The 17,779-nt window shown below is 59.0% G+C and carries 16 protein-coding genes and 1 pseudogene; 4 read left to right on the forward strand and 13 right to left on the reverse strand.

The genetic code is table 11. From position 1 onward, the window contains the following. Window positions 1-138: 138 nt before the first annotated feature. Together VD17_RS13975 and VD17_RS13980 are read right to left on the reverse strand one after the other, a co-directional pair. Entirely contained in the window at window positions 139-858 is a 720-nt protein-coding gene (locus VD17_RS13975) for an SDR family oxidoreductase (RefSeq protein WP_046054308.1), read from the reverse strand. 141 nt (window positions 859-999) lie between these two features. Beyond that, a complete protein-coding gene (locus VD17_RS13980; RefSeq protein WP_046054309.1) occupies window positions 1,000-2,205 on the reverse strand; it encodes an MFS transporter in 1,206 nt (401 codons plus the stop codon). A gap of 236 nt (window positions 2,206-2,441) precedes the next feature. On the opposite strand from VD17_RS13980, the gene VD17_RS13985 reads away from it, so the two are divergent. Continuing rightward, the gene (locus VD17_RS13985; protein WP_185753148.1) at window positions 2,442-3,071 is read left to right on the forward strand and encodes a hypothetical protein; all 630 of its coding nucleotides are present in this window, start codon (window positions 2,442-2,444) and stop codon (window positions 3,069-3,071) included. Between the two features lie 193 nt (window positions 3,072-3,264). Here VD17_RS13985 and VD17_RS13990 read toward each other — a convergent pair whose 3' ends face one another. From VD17_RS13990 to gcl, 8 genes are all read right to left on the reverse strand, one after another. After that, window positions 3,265-4,263: a sulfate ABC transporter substrate-binding protein gene (locus VD17_RS13990; protein WP_046054328.1), complete on the reverse strand. Its 999-nt coding sequence runs from the start codon at window positions 4,261-4,263 to the stop codon at window positions 3,265-3,267. Between the two features lie 193 nt (window positions 4,264-4,456). Then, window positions 4,457-5,281, reverse strand: a complete 825-nt coding sequence (locus tag VD17_RS13995) for an ion transporter (protein ID WP_046054310.1) — start codon at window positions 5,279-5,281, stop codon at window positions 4,457-4,459. Between the two features lie 21 nt (window positions 5,282-5,302). Continuing rightward, window positions 5,303-6,217: an urea transporter gene (locus VD17_RS14000; RefSeq protein WP_046054311.1), complete on the reverse strand. Its 915-nt coding sequence runs from the start codon at window positions 6,215-6,217 to the stop codon at window positions 5,303-5,305. A gap of 162 nt (window positions 6,218-6,379) precedes the next feature. After that, window positions 6,380-7,795 (reverse strand): pyruvate kinase, encoded by a 1,416-nt coding sequence (gene pyk / locus VD17_RS14005; RefSeq protein WP_046054312.1) that lies wholly within the window; start codon window positions 7,793-7,795, stop codon window positions 6,380-6,382. Next, window positions 7,785-9,065, reverse strand: a complete 1,281-nt coding sequence (locus VD17_RS14010; RefSeq protein WP_046054313.1) for a glycerate kinase type-2 family protein — start codon at window positions 9,063-9,065, stop codon at window positions 7,785-7,787. The genes pyk and VD17_RS14010 overlap by 11 nt, the downstream gene beginning before the upstream one ends. Before the next feature lie 148 nt (window positions 9,066-9,213). Then, window positions 9,214-10,107 carry a 2-hydroxy-3-oxopropionate reductase gene (locus VD17_RS14015; protein WP_046054314.1) on the reverse strand — a complete coding sequence of 298 codons (894 nt, stop codon included), beginning with the start codon at window positions 10,105-10,107 and terminating at the stop codon, window positions 9,214-9,216. 154 nt (window positions 10,108-10,261) lie between these two features. Further along, window positions 10,262-11,044 carry a hydroxypyruvate isomerase gene (gene hyi / locus VD17_RS14020; RefSeq protein WP_046054315.1) on the reverse strand — a complete coding sequence of 261 codons (783 nt, stop codon included), beginning with the start codon at window positions 11,042-11,044 and terminating at the stop codon, window positions 10,262-10,264. Between the two features lie 138 nt (window positions 11,045-11,182). Then, window positions 11,183-12,958 carry a glyoxylate carboligase gene (gene gcl / locus VD17_RS14025; RefSeq protein WP_033056046.1) on the reverse strand — a complete coding sequence of 592 codons (1,776 nt, stop codon included), beginning with the start codon at window positions 12,956-12,958 and terminating at the stop codon, window positions 11,183-11,185. 266 nt (window positions 12,959-13,224) lie between these two features. Between gcl and VD17_RS14030 the strand changes: the two genes are divergently transcribed. Beyond that, complete coding sequence (locus VD17_RS14030; protein WP_046054316.1) at window positions 13,225-13,665, forward strand: GlcG/HbpS family heme-binding protein; 441 nt, start codon at window positions 13,225-13,227, stop codon at window positions 13,663-13,665. Window positions 13,666-13,876: 211 nt separating this feature from the next. Next, entirely contained in the window at window positions 13,877-14,335 is a 459-nt protein-coding gene (locus VD17_RS14035; RefSeq protein ID WP_046054317.1) for an REP-associated tyrosine transposase, read from the forward strand. Between the two features lie 99 nt (window positions 14,336-14,434). On the opposite strand, the gene VD17_RS14040 is transcribed toward VD17_RS14035, so the two are convergent. Beyond that, window positions 14,435-15,043, reverse strand: coding sequence for a TetR/AcrR family transcriptional regulator (locus tag VD17_RS14040; protein ID WP_046054318.1), 609 nt, complete (start codon window positions 15,041-15,043; stop codon window positions 14,435-14,437). A 134-nt stretch (window positions 15,044-15,177) separates the two neighbouring features. On the opposite strand from VD17_RS14040, the gene VD17_RS14045 reads away from it, so the two are divergent. Continuing rightward, a complete protein-coding gene (locus VD17_RS14045) occupies window positions 15,178-16,092 on the forward strand; it encodes a DUF808 domain-containing protein (protein ID WP_046054319.1) in 915 nt (304 codons plus the stop codon). Between the two features lie 218 nt (window positions 16,093-16,310). Here VD17_RS14045 and VD17_RS14050 read toward each other — a convergent pair whose 3' ends face one another. Further along, a complete protein-coding gene (locus VD17_RS14050; protein WP_046054320.1) occupies window positions 16,311-17,099 on the reverse strand; it encodes an MlaA family lipoprotein in 789 nt (262 codons plus the stop codon). After that, window positions 17,092-17,779, reverse strand: a pseudogene (locus tag VD17_RS32590) (serine/threonine protein kinase); the annotation flags it as partial. The gene VD17_RS14050 and the pseudogene VD17_RS32590, both read right to left, overlap by 8 nt.

A 17,779-nucleotide genomic window follows, 5' to 3' on the forward strand; every position in this document is an offset into this window, starting at 1 on the left:
AATTCTGAATATTGTCGGAGATCCAGTGTGGGAGCGAGCTTGCTCGCGATGAAGGCACTGCGATTTATCAGTAAAACCGCGTGTTCGTTCATCGCGAGCAAGCTCGCTCCCACATTTGATAGGGGTTGTCTCAAATAATCAGAAAGCTGCTTTGCCTATCGAGGAGCCACCGTCGACAAACAAGGTCTGCCCGGTGATAAATCCGCTCTGCTCGGACAACAAAAACGCAATCGCCGCAGCAATCTCCTGCGGTTGCCCCAACCGCCCCATCGGCACACCGGCCAGATACCGCGCTTCACCTTCGCTGCCCGGTGGATTGTTGGCGCGAAACAGTTCGGTTTCGGTCGGGCCCGGGGCCACGGCATTCACCGTCACACCGGTTTGCGCCAGTTCCAGCGCCCAGGATCGCGTGAAGCTGATCAGCGCCGCCTTAGCCGCCGCGTAGGCGGTGCGCTGCGTGATACCCAGCACGGTCAGGCTGGAAATGTTCACCACCCGACCCCAGGCCTTGGCGCGCATGTTTGGCAGCAGTGCCTGAGTAGCCTGCAACGCCGAATGCAGGTTGACCCGCATCACGTCGTCGAACGTGTCGAGGTCGATTTCCCCCAGCACCTGCGGGCGCACCAGACCGACGTTATTCACCAGCCCGTCGAACTCATAAGTCCTGGCCAGATCCGCCAGCACTTCCTGAGTCAGCGCCCTGTCGCTCAGATCCAGCGGAAACAGGATGCCGGGAAAGCTCAGGTCGGGCGATCGGGCAATTCCGACCACCCGATGACCCGCGCGGTCCAGGTGCTCGGCGACCGCGCGGCCGATGCCTTTGCTGGCGCCGGTGATGAGAAAGGTACGACGGGTCATTGCACACTCCTTGAAAGAACATGCCGCGGCTCAGGCGGCATTTGATCGGTTCAGCCGCGAATCGCATCCAGCATCGCGTCAGGCTCAGGACGTTGAGTGTAATCCGGGTTGACCTCGGCGATCCGGCAAAACTTTGGCGCCTTAAGCCGTCGCCAGCGAACGCTTCTGCGAAACACTCAAAAACCGCAACAACGCCAACAGCGGAAACGCACTGCCCACAATCACGATCCACAACCAGCCGCCGTGTTCATACACCGCACTGGCCACCGAAGAACCAAACGCGCCACCGATGAAGATGCTGGTCATGTACAGCGCATTCAGGCGGCTGCGGCTTTTAGCGTCGAGGGCGTAGACCGCGCGTTGGCCGAGGACCATGTTCATCTGCACGCAGAAGTCGAGCACCACGCCGGTGACGGCGAGGCCGATGACGCTGTAAACCGGATGGATGAACGCTGGCAGGAAGCTCAGGCTGGCGAACAGCAGGGCCAGCAGTGAAGCAATGCGAGTGTGGCCGGCATCGGCCAGTCGACCGGCAATGGGGGCGGCGATAGCGCCGATGGCCCCGACCAGGGCGAAGATCGCGATCTGGGTTTGCGACAAGCCATGATTGCGCGCCAGTTCCAGCGGCACGGCGGTCCAGAACAGGCTGAACGTGGCGAACATGCACCCCTGATAAAACGCGCGTTGACGCAACACCGGTTGTTGGCGCAACAGGGTCCACAACGAGCCCAGCAACTGACCATAAGAAGCGCTGTGATCAGGCTGACGCTTGGGAATGGTCAGCGCCAGCACGATGCTGATCGCCGCCATCAACACCGCCGCAATCACAAACATCGCACGCCAGCCGAAGTGGTCAGCCACCACGCTGGATACAGGTCGAGCGAGCAAAATTCCCAGCAACAAACCGCCCATGATCCCGCCGACCACACGCCCGCGAGACTCTTCCGGCGCCAGATGCGCTGCCAGTGGAATCAGGATCTGCACCGACACCGAACTGAAACCCACCAGCAGCGAGATCAGCAAAAACACGTTTGGCTGATCGGTGAACGCCGCGCCCAGCAGGCTGGCAATCGCTACCACCGTGGTGATGATCATCAAGCGGCGGTTTTCCAGCAGATCGCCCAGCGGCACCAGGAAGAACAGACCCAGTGCGTAACCGATCTGAGTCAGCGAAACGATCAGGCTCGCCATGGTGCTGGTCAGGCCGATGTCAGGTGCGATCAGGCCGATGATGGGTTGGGCGTAGTAGATGTTGGCCACGATGGCGCCGCAGCAGAAGGCGAATAGCAGCACCATGCCTCGGGTCATTGTTGCGGTGCCGTGGGGCACCTGGGTCGCTGGCTTCATAACGGGTCTCGCTGAGCAAAAGAGAATGCGCGCAGGCTAAAGGGCTATCGGAATGGGCAGAAGAGGGTTTGGAGTGATAGCAATCATTCCGTTGCGGAATGAGTGACGGACGTGTGTGATGTCCATCGAGGAGCCTTGCGTCAAAGTATCGAGTTCCGATGATACATTCACTTACATCCTGTTCGATAGCGTGCTTATGTTCTCTCTTCACGTTTCATAAAACGGAAGGCACTTTCATGAATGCGATGTTTCGTCACCTGATTCGCGGCGCTTCAGTGGTTACCTTGATCGGCGTGTTCACGGCAGGTCTTGTCCAGGCTGCTGACGCGCCGGGCATGCGCATCGGCGTTCGCGGCGAGATCACCGGGGTCAGCCCCGACGTGCTGAAAGTCCACGTCAACAGTGGTGAAAACGTGGTGATCAACCTGACCAAGGACACCAAAGTCCGCGCCGTTACCCTGGCCAATATCGAAGACATCAAGCCCGGCAGCTACATCGGCTCGGCTGCCATCCCGCAAGAAGACGGCACCCTCAAGGCGCTGGAAGTCCATGTCTTCCCACCGGAGCTGGCTGGTAGCGGTGATGGACATCGACCGTTTGATTTGGTGAAGGGCAGTAGCATGACCAATGGCAGCGTCGGTGATCTGGTTGTCAGCAATGGCCGGGTGTTGACCGTCAACTACAAGGGCGGACAGCAGAAGATTCTGGTGCCGGAGGATGTGCCGATCGTGAACCTGGTGCCGGGGGATCGCAGTTTGTTGAAGGTGGGGGTGAAGATCGTGACGTTTGTGACCCAGAGTGCTGACGGGACGCTGACGGCTCAGTCGATTTCGGCGGGCAAGGACGGTGTTACACCACCGATGTGAAGGCAAGTCAAATTCCCTGTAGGAGTGAGCCTGCTCGCGATAGCGGAGTGTCAGTCGATATCAATGTTGAATGACACCCCGCTATCGCGAGCAGGCTCACTCCTACATTAAGGGATCTTCATTGAACTTGGGTTTTGTGTTCAGGCACAAAAAAGGCGACCTTCTCAGGTCGCCTTTTCGTTGGGCTCAGGAGTTACTGACCGCTGTAGATCTGATCAAAGATCCCGCCATCATTGAAGTGGGTCTTCTGCACAGTCCGCCAGTCACCAAAGGTTTTCTCCACTGACAGGAAATCCACTTTCGGGAAACGATCGGTGTACTTGGCCAGCACCGCCGGATCACGCGGACGCAGGTAGTTCGCCGCAGCAATTTCCTGACCCTCCGGCGACCACAGGTACTTCAGGTATTCCTCGGCAGCAGCGCGAGTGCCTTTCTTGTCGACGGTTTTATCGACCACCGACACTGGCGGCTCGGCTTCGGCGGAAACACTTGGGTAGATCACTTCAAACTGATCACGACCAAACTCACGGGCAATCATTTCCGCTTCGTTTTCGAAGGTCACCAGCACATCACCAATCTGGTTGGTCATGAAAGTTGTGGTGGCGGCGCGGCCACCGGTATCGAGGACCGGCGCTTGTTTGAACAGCTTGCCGACGAAGTCTTTGGCTTTGCTTTCGTCGCCACCGTTTTTCAGCACATAACCCCAGGCCGAGAGGTAGGTGTAGCGACCGTTACCCGACGTTTTCGGGTTTGGCACGATCACCTGCACGCCATCCTTGAGCAAGTCGGGCCAGTCTTTCAGGGCTTTCGGGTTGCCTTTGCGGACGATGAACACGGTGGCCGAGGTGAACGGCGCGCTGTTGTTCGGCAGGCGGGTGACCCAGTTGTCCGGGACCAGTTTGCCGTTGTCCGCCAGGGCGTTGATGTCGGTGGCCATGTTCATGGTGATGACGTCAGCCGGCAGGCCATCGATCACCGAACGCGCCTGTTTGCTGGAGCCGCCGAAGGACATCTGCAGGGTGATATCTTCGTTGTGCTCGGCTTGCCAGTGTTTCTGGAAGGCAGTGTTGTAGTCCTTGTAGAAATCGCGCATCACGTCATAGGAAACGTTAAGCAGGGTCGGTGCGGCCTGAGCCACGCTGGACAGAGCCAGACCAGCGGCGAGAAGTGAGGCGCCAAAGAGTTTTTTCACTGCGCAGTCCTTGTTTTTGTAGGAGCTGCCGAAGGCTGCGATCTTTTGATGTTGATTCCTCAAGATCAAAAGATCGCAGCCTTCGGCAGCTCCTACGGGTTAGTTGTCAGTCATTGAAAGAGGTGTTGCCACCGTTTTGCCAGCGACTATAACGGGGCTCGCATAGTCCTTTAAAGATTAAAAAGTACTTTGCTTATTCCATTTTCTTGAACAGCTGATTACCGCACCGTGAGCAGAACGCGGCGCCATGTTCGTGGTTGTTTTTCTTGCACACCGGGCAGTCATGTTGCAGCTGTTCGCCGCGCATTGCGTTGGCCAGTTCGGCGGTGAAAATTCCCGTCGGCACCGCGATGATCGAGTAACCGGTGATCATCACCAGCGACGAAATCACCTGACCCAGCGGCGTTTTAGGCACGATGTCGCCGAAGCCCACAGTGGTCAGCGTGACGATAGCCCAATAGATGCCTTTGGGTATGCTGGTGAAGCCGTGCTCCGGGCCTTCGATCACGTACATCAGCGTACCGAACACCGTCACCAGAGTGCAGACGCTGACCAGAAACACCACGATCTTCTGCTTGCTGCCGCGCAATGCGGACATCAGATAGTTGGCTTGCTTGAGGTACGGGCTGAGCTTGAGCACGCGGAAAATCCGCAGCATCCGAATGATCCGGATAATCAGCAGGTACTGCGCATCGGCGTAATACAGCGCAAGAATGCCGGGCACGATTGCCAGCAAATCCACCAGCCCATAAAAGCTGAACGCATAGCGCAACGGTTTGGGCGAACAGTACAGCCGCAGGCCGTATTCAATGGCGAAGATGACCGTGAAGCCCCACTCGATGTACGCCAGCACATTGGCGTAGTTCTGGTGAACCGCGTCGATGCTGTCGAGCATCACGATCACAATGCTGGCGAGGATGATCAACAGCAGGATGCCGTCGAAGCGCCGACCGGCCTTGGTGTCACTTTGGAAAACCATGACGTAAAGCTCTTCACGCCAGTTTTTGCTGCTGTCCATGGATACCGCCTGAACCAATGATCAGCGAAGCCTAGGTTGATTCTCCTCCAGAGTGCAAGGCGTACGGGCGACAGTGGTCTTGCCGAGCATTTGAACAATCGTACGGATCAGCCAACAGGCGAGGATAAAAGGTGCAGTCAGCGTTGGCAGACCGATGGCGGCAAACACCGGCGTCAGCAACAGCGCTGATGCAATACCGACCAGCGGCAGCCAAGACTTTTGGCGCTGCGAGCTGAAGGCGAGGGCGGCGAGTACGGCGTTATAGCCACCGAGGCCGATCAATGCGGTATAGAAATCGTGATGCAGCATGCTCCAGCCCATGCCCGCAACAGACGCCAACAACGCCCAGCAGAATGCGCGGCGATCAGCGATCAGCAAACCCACGGCAATCATCGCACCGGCCAGCGGATGACCGAGGAACATCACCTGGCCGAGGCCTTTGAGTGGTGCGGCGAGCATGTTCAGCGTATTGATTTCGATCAGGTGCGCATTTGTCGAGGGCGTGGCGAAGCACAGCAGCAACCAGCCCAGCCCCACGAAGGGCGCCGTATAGGCAGGCAGGTATTGGCTGACCCGCACGCGTTTGAGCCACTGTTGAGTGAACATCGCGCTCAGGCCGCCCGCGGCAATGATCAGCGGCGGCAACATCGCTGACCACGGGAAGTAGAGGCTCAGCAGCAAACCGAGCAAGACTCCGTTGTAACTGAACAGCCCGGCCTGACGATCGGCCTTGGCATAACCGCGTCGTTGCGCGGTGAGCAGCCCGGCGACACCGCCCAGCAGTGCACCGCCGAGCAGGGCGGGCGCGGTGAAAAGAATGGCCAGCAGGCACAGCAGACCGCACAGCGGATGACGCTGGAGGAAGATCTGGCTGAATCCGTTGAGCAGGGCAGTGGCCCAGTCGGGGCAGTGGGTGTTGAAGTGGTTGGCAGGCATTTTAGGTCTGTGAGTCAGAGGGCCCGAGTCGCCTGCTTCGCGAGCAAGCCCGCTCCCACACTGAATCTTTGTTCAGTCATTGAATTTGTGGTGTACACAAATCAACTGTGGGAGCGAGCTTGCTCGCGATGAGGCCAGTGCAGGCACCACAAAGGTTGGTCGTTAAATCAGTGTTTCGATACGCAAAGAGTTAGTCGACCCCGGCTGCCCAAACGGCACACCCGCCGTGATCAATAACGTGTCGCCACGCTTGGCCATGCCCTGCGCCTGGGCAATTTCCAGCGCCGTCGAGCACACTTCATCCACCTGCCGCAGCCGATCATTGACCACCGAGTGCACGCCCCACGCCACCGTCAACCGGCGAGCGGTTTGCAGGTTCGGCGTCAGGTTGAGGATCGGCACCGTCGGCCGTTCCCGCGCCGCACGCAAACTCGACGTACCGGACTCGCTGTAATTCACCAGCACTGCCACCGGCAGCACATTGCTGATGCGACGAATCGCGCAGCTGATCGCATCGGAAACAGTCGCTTCAGCCTTAGGCCGGCTCACGTCCAGTTGCGCCTGATAGTCCGGGCCGTTTTCCACCTGACGAATGATCTTGCTCATCATCTGCACGGCTTCCAGCGGGTACTCGCCAGAGGCAGTTTCTGCCGACAACATCACCGCATCCGCACCTTCGGCCACGGCGTTGGCAACGTCGGTCACCTCGGCACGGGTCGGGGCAGGGGAGAAGCGCATCGACTCCAGCATCTGCGTCGCCACCACCACCGGTTTGCCGAGCTGACGGCAGATGCTGATGATGTTTTTCTGGATCTGCGGCACGCTTTCGGCCGGCACTTCCACGCCCAGGTCACCGCGAGCAACCATGATCGCGTCGCTCAATTCGGCGATCTCGCGCAGTTGAGTCACCGCCGATGGCTTCTCGATCTTGGCCATCAAAAACGCTTTGTCGCCGATCAGTTCGCGCGCCTCGCGGATGTCTTCCGGGCGCTGCACAAACGACAGCGCGACCCAGTCCACACCCAGCTCCAGACCGAAGCTCAAATCGCGACGATCCTTGGCGGTCAGCGGGCTCAGTTCCAGCACCGCTTGAGGCACGTTCACGCCTTTGCGATCCGACAGTTCGCCGCCATTGAGCACGGTGGTGTCGATGGCGTCGGAGTATTTGGTCACAACGCGAAGACGCAGCTTGCCGTCGTCCAGCAGCAGGTCCATGCCCGGTTCGAGCGCCGCGATGATTTCCGGGTGAGGCAAGTTGACCCGGCGTTCATCACCCGGCGTCGGGTCAAGATCCAGACGCAAGGCCTGACCGCGATGCAGTTGCACCTTGCCCCCGGCGAACTTGCCGACCCGCAGTTTCGGACCTTGCAGGTCCATCAGAATGCCCAGCGGATAATTCAGCTGGCGCTCGACTTCACGAATCCACTGATAGCGCTGAGCATGGTCGGCGTGATCGCCATGGCTGAAGTTCAGGCGAAAGATGTTGACCCCGGCCTGCACCAGCTCACGGATGTCGTCGATCCCGTTAGTGGCAGGACCGAGGGTGGCGAGGATTTTAACCTTCTTGTCAGGCGTCATTTTTAGGGCTCTCGAGAATCAGGATGGCACGGAAGTCGTTGACGTTGGTGCGGGTCGGTTCAGTGACGATCAACGCGTCCAGCGCCTCGAAATAGCCGTAGCCATTGTTGTTGTCCAACTCGTCGCTGGCGCTCAGACCGAGTGCGGCGGCGCGGGCGTAGCTGTCCGGGGTCATGATTGCGCCGGCGTTGTCTTCGGAGCCGTCGATGCCATCGGTGTCGCCGGCCAGCGCGTAGACGCCGGGCAGGCCTTTGAGGCTGTCGGTCAGGCTCAGCAGGAATTCGGCATTGCGTCCGCCACGGCCATTGCCGCGTACGGTGACCGTGGTTTCACCGCCCGAGAGGATCACGCAGGGCGCCGCCAATGGTTGACCGTGCAGCACGACCTGACGGGCGATACCGGCGTGAACCTTGGCCACTTCGCGGGATTCACCCTCCAGGTCGCCGAGGATCAACGGGCTGAAACCGGCTTGCCGCGCTTTCACCGCAGCGGCTTCAAGCGACTGCTGCGGACGGGCGATCAACTGGAAGTGACTGCGCGCCAGGCTCGGATCGCCGGGTTTGACCGTCTCTGATTCCGGGCTCAGCAGCCAGTTGCGCACCGAGGCCGGGACTTCGATGTTGTAGCGCTTGAGGATCCCCAGTGCTTCGGCCGAGGTGCTCGGGTCGGCCACGGTAGGGCCGGAGGCGATGACCGTGGCGAGGTCGCCCGGTACATCGGAAATCGCATAGGTATAAACAGTGGCAGGCCAGCAGGCTTTGCCGAGGCGGCCGCCCTTGATCGCCGAGAGGTGCTTGCGGACGCAATTCATCTCGCCAATGGTGGCGCCGGATTTGAGCAGGGCTTTGTTGATCGACTGCTTGTCGGCCAGGGTGATGCCGGCCGCGGGCAACGCCAGCAGGGCAGAGCCACCGCCCGAGAGCAGGAAGATCACACGATCGTCTTCAGTCAGGTTGCTGACCAGTTCCAACACGCGCTTGGCGACCGCCAGACCGGCAGCGTCAGGCACCGGGTGAGCGGCTTCAACCACTTCGATTTTTTCACACGGGGCGCCGTGACCGTAACGCGTCACCACTAAACCTGATACTTCACCCTGCCAGCAACGCTCCACCACTTGGGCCATGGCCGCGGCGGCTTTGCCGGCGCCGATGACGATTACCCGACCGCTGCGGTCTTTGGGCAAATGGGCTTCGAGGACTTGCTGCGGATGGGCCGCGTCGATGGCTGTGGCAAACAGCTCGCGCAGGAATTGTTGCGGATTGACCGACATGGCGGGCTCCCGGATTTCTTGTTATTTGAAAGGGCAACACAGATCACTGTAGGAGTGAGCCTGCTCGCGATTCAGGCGACGCGGTGTGTCAGGTACACCGCGCTGATTCCATCGCGAGCAGGCTCACTCCTACAGGGTGGGGCAGGGCTTACTTGATATCGCGAATCGAGAAATTCGCCATGTGTTCCAGGCCCTTGATCAGCGCGGAGTGGTCCCAGTTGCTGCCGCCGATCGCTGCGCAGGTGCTGAACACTTGCTGGGTGTTGGCGGTGTTCGGCAGGTTGATGCCCAGCTCGCGCGCGCCGGCCAGGGCCAGGTTCAGGTCCTTCTGGTGCAGGCTGATGCGGAAGCCCGGGTCGAAGGTGCCTTTGATCATGCGCTCGCCGTGCACTTCGAGAATCTTCGAGGATGCGAAACCGCCCATCAGCGCTTCACGGACCTTGGCGGGATCGGCACCGTTTTTCGACGCAAACAGCAGGGCTTCGGCCACGGCCTGGATGTTCAGCGCCACGATGATCTGGTTTGCCACTTTGGCGGTTTGACCGTCGCCGTTGCCGCCCACCAGGGTGATGTTCTTGCCCATCGCCTGGAACAGTGGCAGAACGCGTTCGAAGGCATCGGCATCGCCGCCGACCATGATGCTCAGGGTCGCGGCCTTGGCGCCGACTTCACCGCCGGACACTGGCGCGTCGAGGTACTGAGCGCCTTTTTCGTTGATTTTGGCAGCGAAGGCTTTGGTGGCGGTCGGCGAGATCGAGCTCATGTCGATAACGACTTTGCCTTTGCCCACACCGGCTGCAACGCCGTCTTCGCGGAACAGTACGTCATCGACCTGCGGGGTATCCGGCACCATGACGATGATGAATTCGGCTTCTTGCGCGACTTCTTTCGGGTTCGCCAGGGCGACAGCGCCACCAGCAATCAGGTCAGCAGGCGCGGGGTCGTGGTGCGCCGACAGGAACAGGCTGTGACCGGCTTTCTGCAGGTTCAACGCCATTGGGTGGCCCATGATGCCGGTGCCGATAAATCCGATTTTAGCCATGAGAAATTCCTCTTTTTTTTGTGTTGCTCAAGCAAATAGGGGAGCTGTTGCTTTTATGTAGGAGTGAGCCTGCTCGCGATTCAGGCGCTGCGGTACATCAGGTGTACCAAGGTGAATTCATCGCGAGCAGGCTCACTCCTACAGGGGATTTGTGTCAGATCGCGTTATGGGTTTTAAGCCAGCCCAAGCCCGCTTCAGTGGTGGTCAGCGGCTTGTATTCGCAGCCAACCCAACCCTGATAACCGATGCGGTCCAGGTGTTCGAACAGGAAGCGGTAGTTGATTTCACCGGTGCCCGGTTCGTTGCGCCCAGGGTTATCGGCCAACTGGATGTGGTTGATCTCGCCCAGGTGCGCAGCCATGGTGCGGGCCAGGTCGCCCTCCATGATTTGCATGTGGTAGATGTCGTATTGCAGGAACAGGTTGGCGCTGCCGACCTGTTCGCGGATCGACAGGGCTTGCGCGGTGTTGTTCAGGTAGAAACCCGGGATGTCGCGGGTGTTGATCGCTTCCATCACCAGTTTGATGCCCGCCGCTTGCAGCTTGTCGGCGGCGTATTTGAGGTTGGCGACGAAGGTTTTTTCCACGGTGGCATCGTCGATGCCGTGTGGACGAATACCGGCCAGGCAGTTGACCTGGGTGTTGCCCAGCACTTTGGCGTAGGCAATCGCCAGGTCGACACCGGCGCGGAACTCTTCAACCCGGTCCGGCAGGCACGCGATACCGCGTTCGCCCTTGGCCCAGTCACCGGCCGGCAGGTTGAACAACACTTGGGTCAAGCCATTGGCATCGAGCTTGGCTTTGATCTCGGCAGAGCTGAAATCGTAAGGGAACAGGTATTCGACACCACTGAAGCCGGCCTTGGCGGCAGCTTCAAAACGGGCAAGAAAATCCTGCTCGGTGAACAGCATGGACAGGTTGGCTGCGAAACGCGGCATGGTGGTCTCCCGTAAATCTGTGAGGGCCCCCTGTAGGAGTGAGCCTGCTCGCGATAGCGTGATGTCAGTCAACATTGATGTTGAATGTAACGGCCTCATCGCGAGCAGGCTCACTCCTACACAGGGAGCGTTCAGCTGTTAATCGAGCAACGAAATCGCCGTTGGCGCATCGTTGCCGACCAGCGCCAGGTCTTCGAATTCGTTGACGGCGTTGATCTCGGTGCCCATGGAAATGTTGGTCACACGCTCCAGGATAATCTCGACGATCACCGGCACCTTGAACTCTTCGATCAGCTCCTGAGCCCTGCGCAGGGCAGGCTGGATCTGACCCGGTTCGAACACACGCAGCGCTTTGCAGCCCAAACCTTCAGCGACTGCGACGTGGTCGACACCGTAGCCGTTGAGTTCTGGAGCGTTCAGGTTGTCGAAGGACAGCTGCACGCAGTAGTCCATGTCGAAACCGCGCTGAGCCTGACGGATCAGCCCCAGGTACGAGTTGTTCACCACCACGTGGATGTACGGCAGCTTGAACTGCGCGCCCACCGCCAACTCTTCGATCATGAACTGGAAGTCATAGTCGCCCGACAGTGCCACGACCTTGCGAGTCGGATCAGCCTTGACCACGCCCAGCGCTGCCGGAATGGTCCAGCCCAGAGGACCTGCCTGACCGCAGTTGATCCAGTGACGTGGCTTGTAGACGTGCAGGAACTGCGCGCCGGCAATCTGCGACAGACCGATGGTGCTGACGTAGCAGGTGTCTTTGCCGAACACCTGGTTCATCTCTTCGTAAACCCGCTGCGGCTTGACCGGCACGTTGTCGAAGTGAGTCTTGCGCTGCAGGCTGGACTTGCGCTGCTGGCAGTCTTGCAACCAGGCGCTGCGGTTTTTCAGCTTGCCGGCGGCTTGCCATTCGCGAGCGACCTCGATGAACACGGTCAGCGCGGCAGCGGCGTCGGAAACGATGCCCAGGTCCGGGGTGAACACGCGGCCGATCTGGGTCGGTTCGATGTCAACGTGAATGAACTTGCGGCCTTCGGTGTAAACGTCGATCGAACCGGTGTGACGGTTGGCCCAACGGTTACCGACACCCAGCACCAGGTCGGACTTGAGCATCGTGGCGTTGCCGTAGCGGTGCGAGGTTTGCAGACCGACCATGCCGACCATCAACGGGTGATCGTCCGGAATGGTGCCCCAGCCCATCAGGGTCGGGACCACCGGAATACCGGTCAGCTCGGCGAACTCCACCAGCAACTCGCTGGCGTCGGCATTGATGATGCCACCACCGGCCACCAGTAACGGACGCTCGGCCTGATCGAGCATTGCCAGGGCCTTCTCGATTTGCACGCGGTTAGCGGTTGGCTTGGCCAGCGGCAGTGGTTCATAGGCGTCGATGTCGAATTCGATTTCAGCCATCTGCACATCGAACGGCAGATCGATCAGCACCGGGCCTGGACGGCCGGAGCGCATTTCGTAGAAGGCTTTCTGGAACGCGTAAGGCACCTGACCCGGTTCCATGACAGTGGTTGCCCACTTGGTCACTGGCTTGACGATCGAGGTAATGTCGACAGCCTGGAAGTCTTCCTTGTGCATACGGGCGCGGGGTGCCTGGCCGGTAATGCAAAGAATCGGGATCGAGTCGGCCGAGGCGCTGTAGAGCCCGGTGACCATGTCGGTACCGGCCGGGCCGGAAGTGCCGATGCACACGCCGATGTTGCCGGCCTTGGTGCGGGTGTAGCCCTCGGCCATGTGCGAGGCGCCTTCAACGTGGCGAGCAAGGACGTGATCGATGCCACCGACCTTCTGCAAGGCGGAGTACAGCGGGTTGATCGCGGCGCCGGGGATGCCAAAAGCGGTATCAACCCCTTCACGGCGCATCACCAGAACGGCGGCTTCGATTGCTCTCATTTTGCTCATGGTTTTGTGCCTCTTACGTTTTGTAATTGTATACAAGTGGCTTTGCGCAGAGTGTATTCACGGCGGACGGCGCAGGTCAATCCATTTTCTCAAGCGGCCGTTTCATTCGTCGGAAGCCCGGTCTACTGTGGCTTTTCGTCGCATGTGGCGCTTTTCGAGAATTATTGTATACAAAAAAATAACTCATTGTGTTCTATTTGTTGCATCGGACTTCTGAACAAAACGCAGTCCAGCAGCTTTCCCTATAACAAAATGAGGACGGCACCATGAGCGCTTTAACCTTGAAAGTCGCAGTCAACCTGGCCAATCAGGCTATCTCCGCAGGGCGTGCAATCTCGGCGGCTCCATTGACCATCGCCGTACTGGATGCGGGTGGACACTTGGTCACTCTGCAGCGTGAAGACGGCGCCAGCCTGCTGCGCCCGCAGATCGCCATCGGCAAAGCCTGGGGCGCCATTGCCCTGGGCAAAGGCTCACGCCTGCTGGCGCTGGACGCACAACAACGACCGGCGTTTATCGCCGCTTTGAACAGTCTGGGGCAGGGCAGCGTCGTCCCGGCACCGGGCGGTGTATTGATTCGGGATCAGGACGGGAATGTGCTGGGGGCTGTTGGTATCAGCGGTGATCTTTCTGATGTTGATGAGCAATGTGCGATCAACGCGATTGAGGCGTCGGGGTTGCGGGCGGATGCGGGGGTGACTGCCTAATATTTTTGTTGATTGATCTACCGCTTTCGCGAGCAGGCTCGCTCCCACAGGTTTTGTGGTCGGACACAAATTGTCCGACTGCTTGAATCCCCTGTAGGAGTGAGCCTGCTCGCGATAGCTATCTACCAGACACATCCAGCCAATATTTTGCCCCTCCCACTTCAATCCACGGAGCTAGCCTTCTCATGACCTGATCACGGGAGGCTAAGGAATGCCGGATTTACCTGCCGCAAATCGATTGCGAATCGGTCGCTATGCCGAAGCCAGTCGAATTTATCTGTTAACCACCAACACAGTTCACAGAACCCCGGTTTTCAAGGATTTCACCTTGGGCCGGCTGGTGGTCGATCAATTTCGCAATGCACAGAATCTAGGCTTTGCGAACTCGTTGGCTTGGGTGGTCATGCCAGATCATTTTCATTGGTTGATTGAATTGCAGAAGGGATCTTTGAGTGAGCTGATGCAAAAAACCAAGTCGATGAGTACCAAAGCCATAAGGCAGTCTACCGGTCGAAGCACCAGTCTCTGGCAGAGAGGATTTCATGATAGGGCACTGCGGCGGGAAGAGGATTTGGTGAAACTGGCTCGAGATGTAGTAGCCAACCCGTTGCGGGCTGGACTGGTCGAGAAGCTTGGCGATTATCCGTTGTGGGATGCTGTTTGGGTTTGAGCTGAAATCGAGTTGCCTTCATCGCGAGCAGGCTCACTCCCACAGGGAAATGTATTTCAATGTGGGAGCGAGCCTGCTCGCGAATGGCCGCACCACGGTCTAACGGTCCGGCTCACACCCCTTGAGCACCAACCGGATAATCGTCTGCGCCGCCGCTTCATAGTCGGCCTCATCGAGCTTGGCCTTTCCGGTTACCGCGGAAATCTGCCAGTCGAAGTCGGCATAGGTCTGGGTCGCGGCCCAGATGCTGAACATCAGGTGGTTGGGGTCGATCGGGGCGATCTGGCCGCGGTCGATCCAGGTCTGGATGCAGTCGATGTTGTGCTTGGCCTGGCCGTTGAGCCGTTCAACGAGATCAGCGCTCAGGTGCGGGGCGCCGTGCATGATTTCGCTGGCGAACACCTTGGAGGCAAAGGGCAGGTCGCGGGAGATGCGGATTTTCGAGCGGATGTAGCCGCTCAGCACTTCACTCGGCACGCCATCAGCGTTGAACGGTGTCGAGGCCTGCAAAATTGGTTCGATGATGCTTTCCAGGACCTCGCGGTAGAGGTTTTCCTTGGATTTGAAATAGTAGTAGACGTTGGGCTTGGGCAATCCCGCCTTGGCTGCGATGTCACTGGTTTTGGTCGCAGCGAAGCCCTTGTCGGCAAATTCTTCACTGGCGGCACGCAGGATCAGTTCTTTGTTGCGCTCGCGGATGGTGCTCATAAACCAGGGGGTTCCTTGCCTGTTCTGGCGGTTGCGCATGGTAGCACCGGCCTCGCGCGGCGCTCAAGAATGCCCCGTGTGGCACCCGGCCGCGTTATGCTGCGCGGCATCCATTCAAGAAGGAAATCTGATTCATGGCAGGAAGCAGTTTACTGTTGCTGATCGACGACATTGCCGCGGTACTCGACGATGTGGCGTTGATGACCAAAATGGCCGCCAAGAAGACTGCCGGCGTACTCGGCGACGATCTGGCGCTCAATGCCCAACAGGTTTCCGGTGTGCGTGCCGAGCGGGAAATCCCGGTGGTGTGGGCGGTGGCCAAGGGGTCGTTTCTCAACAAGCTGATCCTGGTACCCTCGGCGTTGGCCATCAGCGCGTTCATTCCCTGGCTGGTCACACCGTTGTTGATGATCGGCGGCGCGTACCTGTGTTTCGAAGGTTTCGAGAAACTGGCCCATAAATTCCTGCACAGCAAGGCTGAAGACCAGGCCGAGCATGCAGAACTGGTCGAGGCCGTGGCTGATCCGGCGGTCGATCTGGTGGCGTTCGAGCAGGACAAGATCAAAGGCGCCATCCGCACCGACTTCATTCTCTCTGCAGAAATCATCGCAATCACCCTGGGCACGGTGGCAGATGCCACGCTGAGCCAACAAGTCATCGTGCTTTCGGGCATTGCCATCGTCATGACCATCGGTGTGTATGGCCTGGTGGCCGGCATCGTCAAACTCGACGACCTCGGCTTGTGGCTGACTCAGAAGCCTGGACAGATCGCCAAAAGCATTGGCGGCGGGATCCTGCGTGCGGCTCCGTACATGATGAAAAGCCTGTCGGTGATCGGCACGGCGGCGATGTTCCTGGTGGGTGGCGGGATTCTCACCCACGGCGTGCCGGTGGTTCATCACTGGATTGAGAGCGTCAGCGCAGGGGCGGGCGGTGCCGGGTTTGTCGTGCCGACGTTGCTGAATGCGGTGGCGGGGATTGTGGCGGGGGCGGTGGTGTTGGCGGGTGTGATGGTTGCCAGCAAGCTCTGGAAAGCGCTGAAGGGCTGAAGGGCTGAAGGGCTGAAGCCAGACACTATCCCAGTGTGGGAGCGAGCTTGCTCGCGATAGCGGTGGTTCAGTCAACATGTATGGGGACTGACACTGCCTCATCGTCGGAGCGCCGCCCGGAGNNAGCTCGCTCCCACATTGGTTTAATGGTGTTTGAAAGACCTCATGAAAAAGGCCATTCGATCTGCATCGAATGGCCTTTTTTGTTGCCGATGGATTTACTCGGCGATCTGCAACTTGCGCGACTCGGTGTACACGTAGCGCACTTTCTCGTATTCGAATGGTGAGTTCAGCTTGCCATAGCGGAAGCTGTTCTGGTGACGCTTGTCGATGCCACGCAGGACCCAGATTTCCGGATGGTTTTCGCTGACTTCGGAGACGTTCAGGAAGTTGATCGCCGATTCCGCGCTGAAGTCCACTGCCAGGCCACCGGTGTCGCGGAGGTTCGAAGGGCCGAGGATCGGCAACACAAAGTAGGCGCCGGCCGGTACACCGTAGAAGCCCAGCGTCTGGCCGAAGTCTTCGTTCTGGCGCGGCAGGCCCATGGCGGTGGCCGGGTCCCAAAGGCCGGCGATGCCGACGGTGGTGTTGAGGAGCAGGCGCGCGGTGGTTTCCATCGAGCGCTGCCCCTTGAACTGCAGCAGGCTGTTCAACAGGTTCGGCACGTCACCGAGGTTATTGAAGAAGTTGCTCACGCCGGTGCGCAGGAAACTCGGCGTGATGTAGCGATAGCCATCGACCACTGGCAGGAACACCCATTGGTCGAAGCGGTAGTTGAAGTGGTAGACGCGGCGGTTCCACTCTTCCAGCGGGTCGTAGACGGCCAGCGCGCTAAGCGTCGAGCGTTCGAACTCGCGCTGATCCAGCCCCGGGTTGAACTTGAGTTTGCTCAGCGGCTCCTTGAAGCCGTCACTGTCAATCACAACCGGTGCGTTGGCTTTGCTGTTGTCGGCATTGGCGACGCCTGCACAGAGTAACGCTGCGATAAGCAGGAGATATTTAGCCACGGAAGAACTCCAGCATGGCGTCGCTGTTGACGCGGTAATTAAGGTTGCCGCAATGGCCGCCCAGTGGATAAACGGTCAAACGATCACCAAAGGTCTTGCGCAGGAAACCAAGGTCGCCAGGGCCGAGAATCACGTCGTCGGCGTTGTGCATGACGGCGATTTTCGGGCTGTCGTGCAGATAATCCTTGAGTGCATACAAACTGACCTGGTCGATCAGTTGCAGCAGGCTCCCGCCGTCGGTGCGGGCGCGCCACATCGGGATGACTTGTTCGGTGATGTAACAGTCGAAGTCGCACTGCAGCGCGCGTTTGAGGAACGGCGTGAGGGTGGTGCCTTCGGTGATCGGGTATTTCGGTGGAGTGATCAGACCGCGACGGTTGATCAGGTCCGAGGTGAAGGCAATGTCGGCTGCCGAGAAGCGGAACGAAGTGCCGATCAACATGGCCATCTGTTCGTTGCTCAGGTGCTGCTTGGATTGCTGGAAGTCGTAGAGCAGCGCATCGTTGAGGTCGATGTAGCCTTTCTGCTGGAAGTAACGGGTCAGTTTGTCCAGCACCAGCTCGTAGAAAGTGGTGGTGTTGTTGATGCCCTTGACCTCGGTCTGGACGAGCTTGTCCAGGTTGGTAATCGAGGTGTAGAGGTTGACCGGCGGGTTGAGCAGCAAGACTTTCTTGAAGTTG

This window comes from Pseudomonas fluorescens, from assembly GCF_000968015.1.
Classification (GTDB): Bacteria; Pseudomonadota; Gammaproteobacteria; order Pseudomonadales; family Pseudomonadaceae; genus Aquipseudomonas; species Aquipseudomonas fluorescens_W.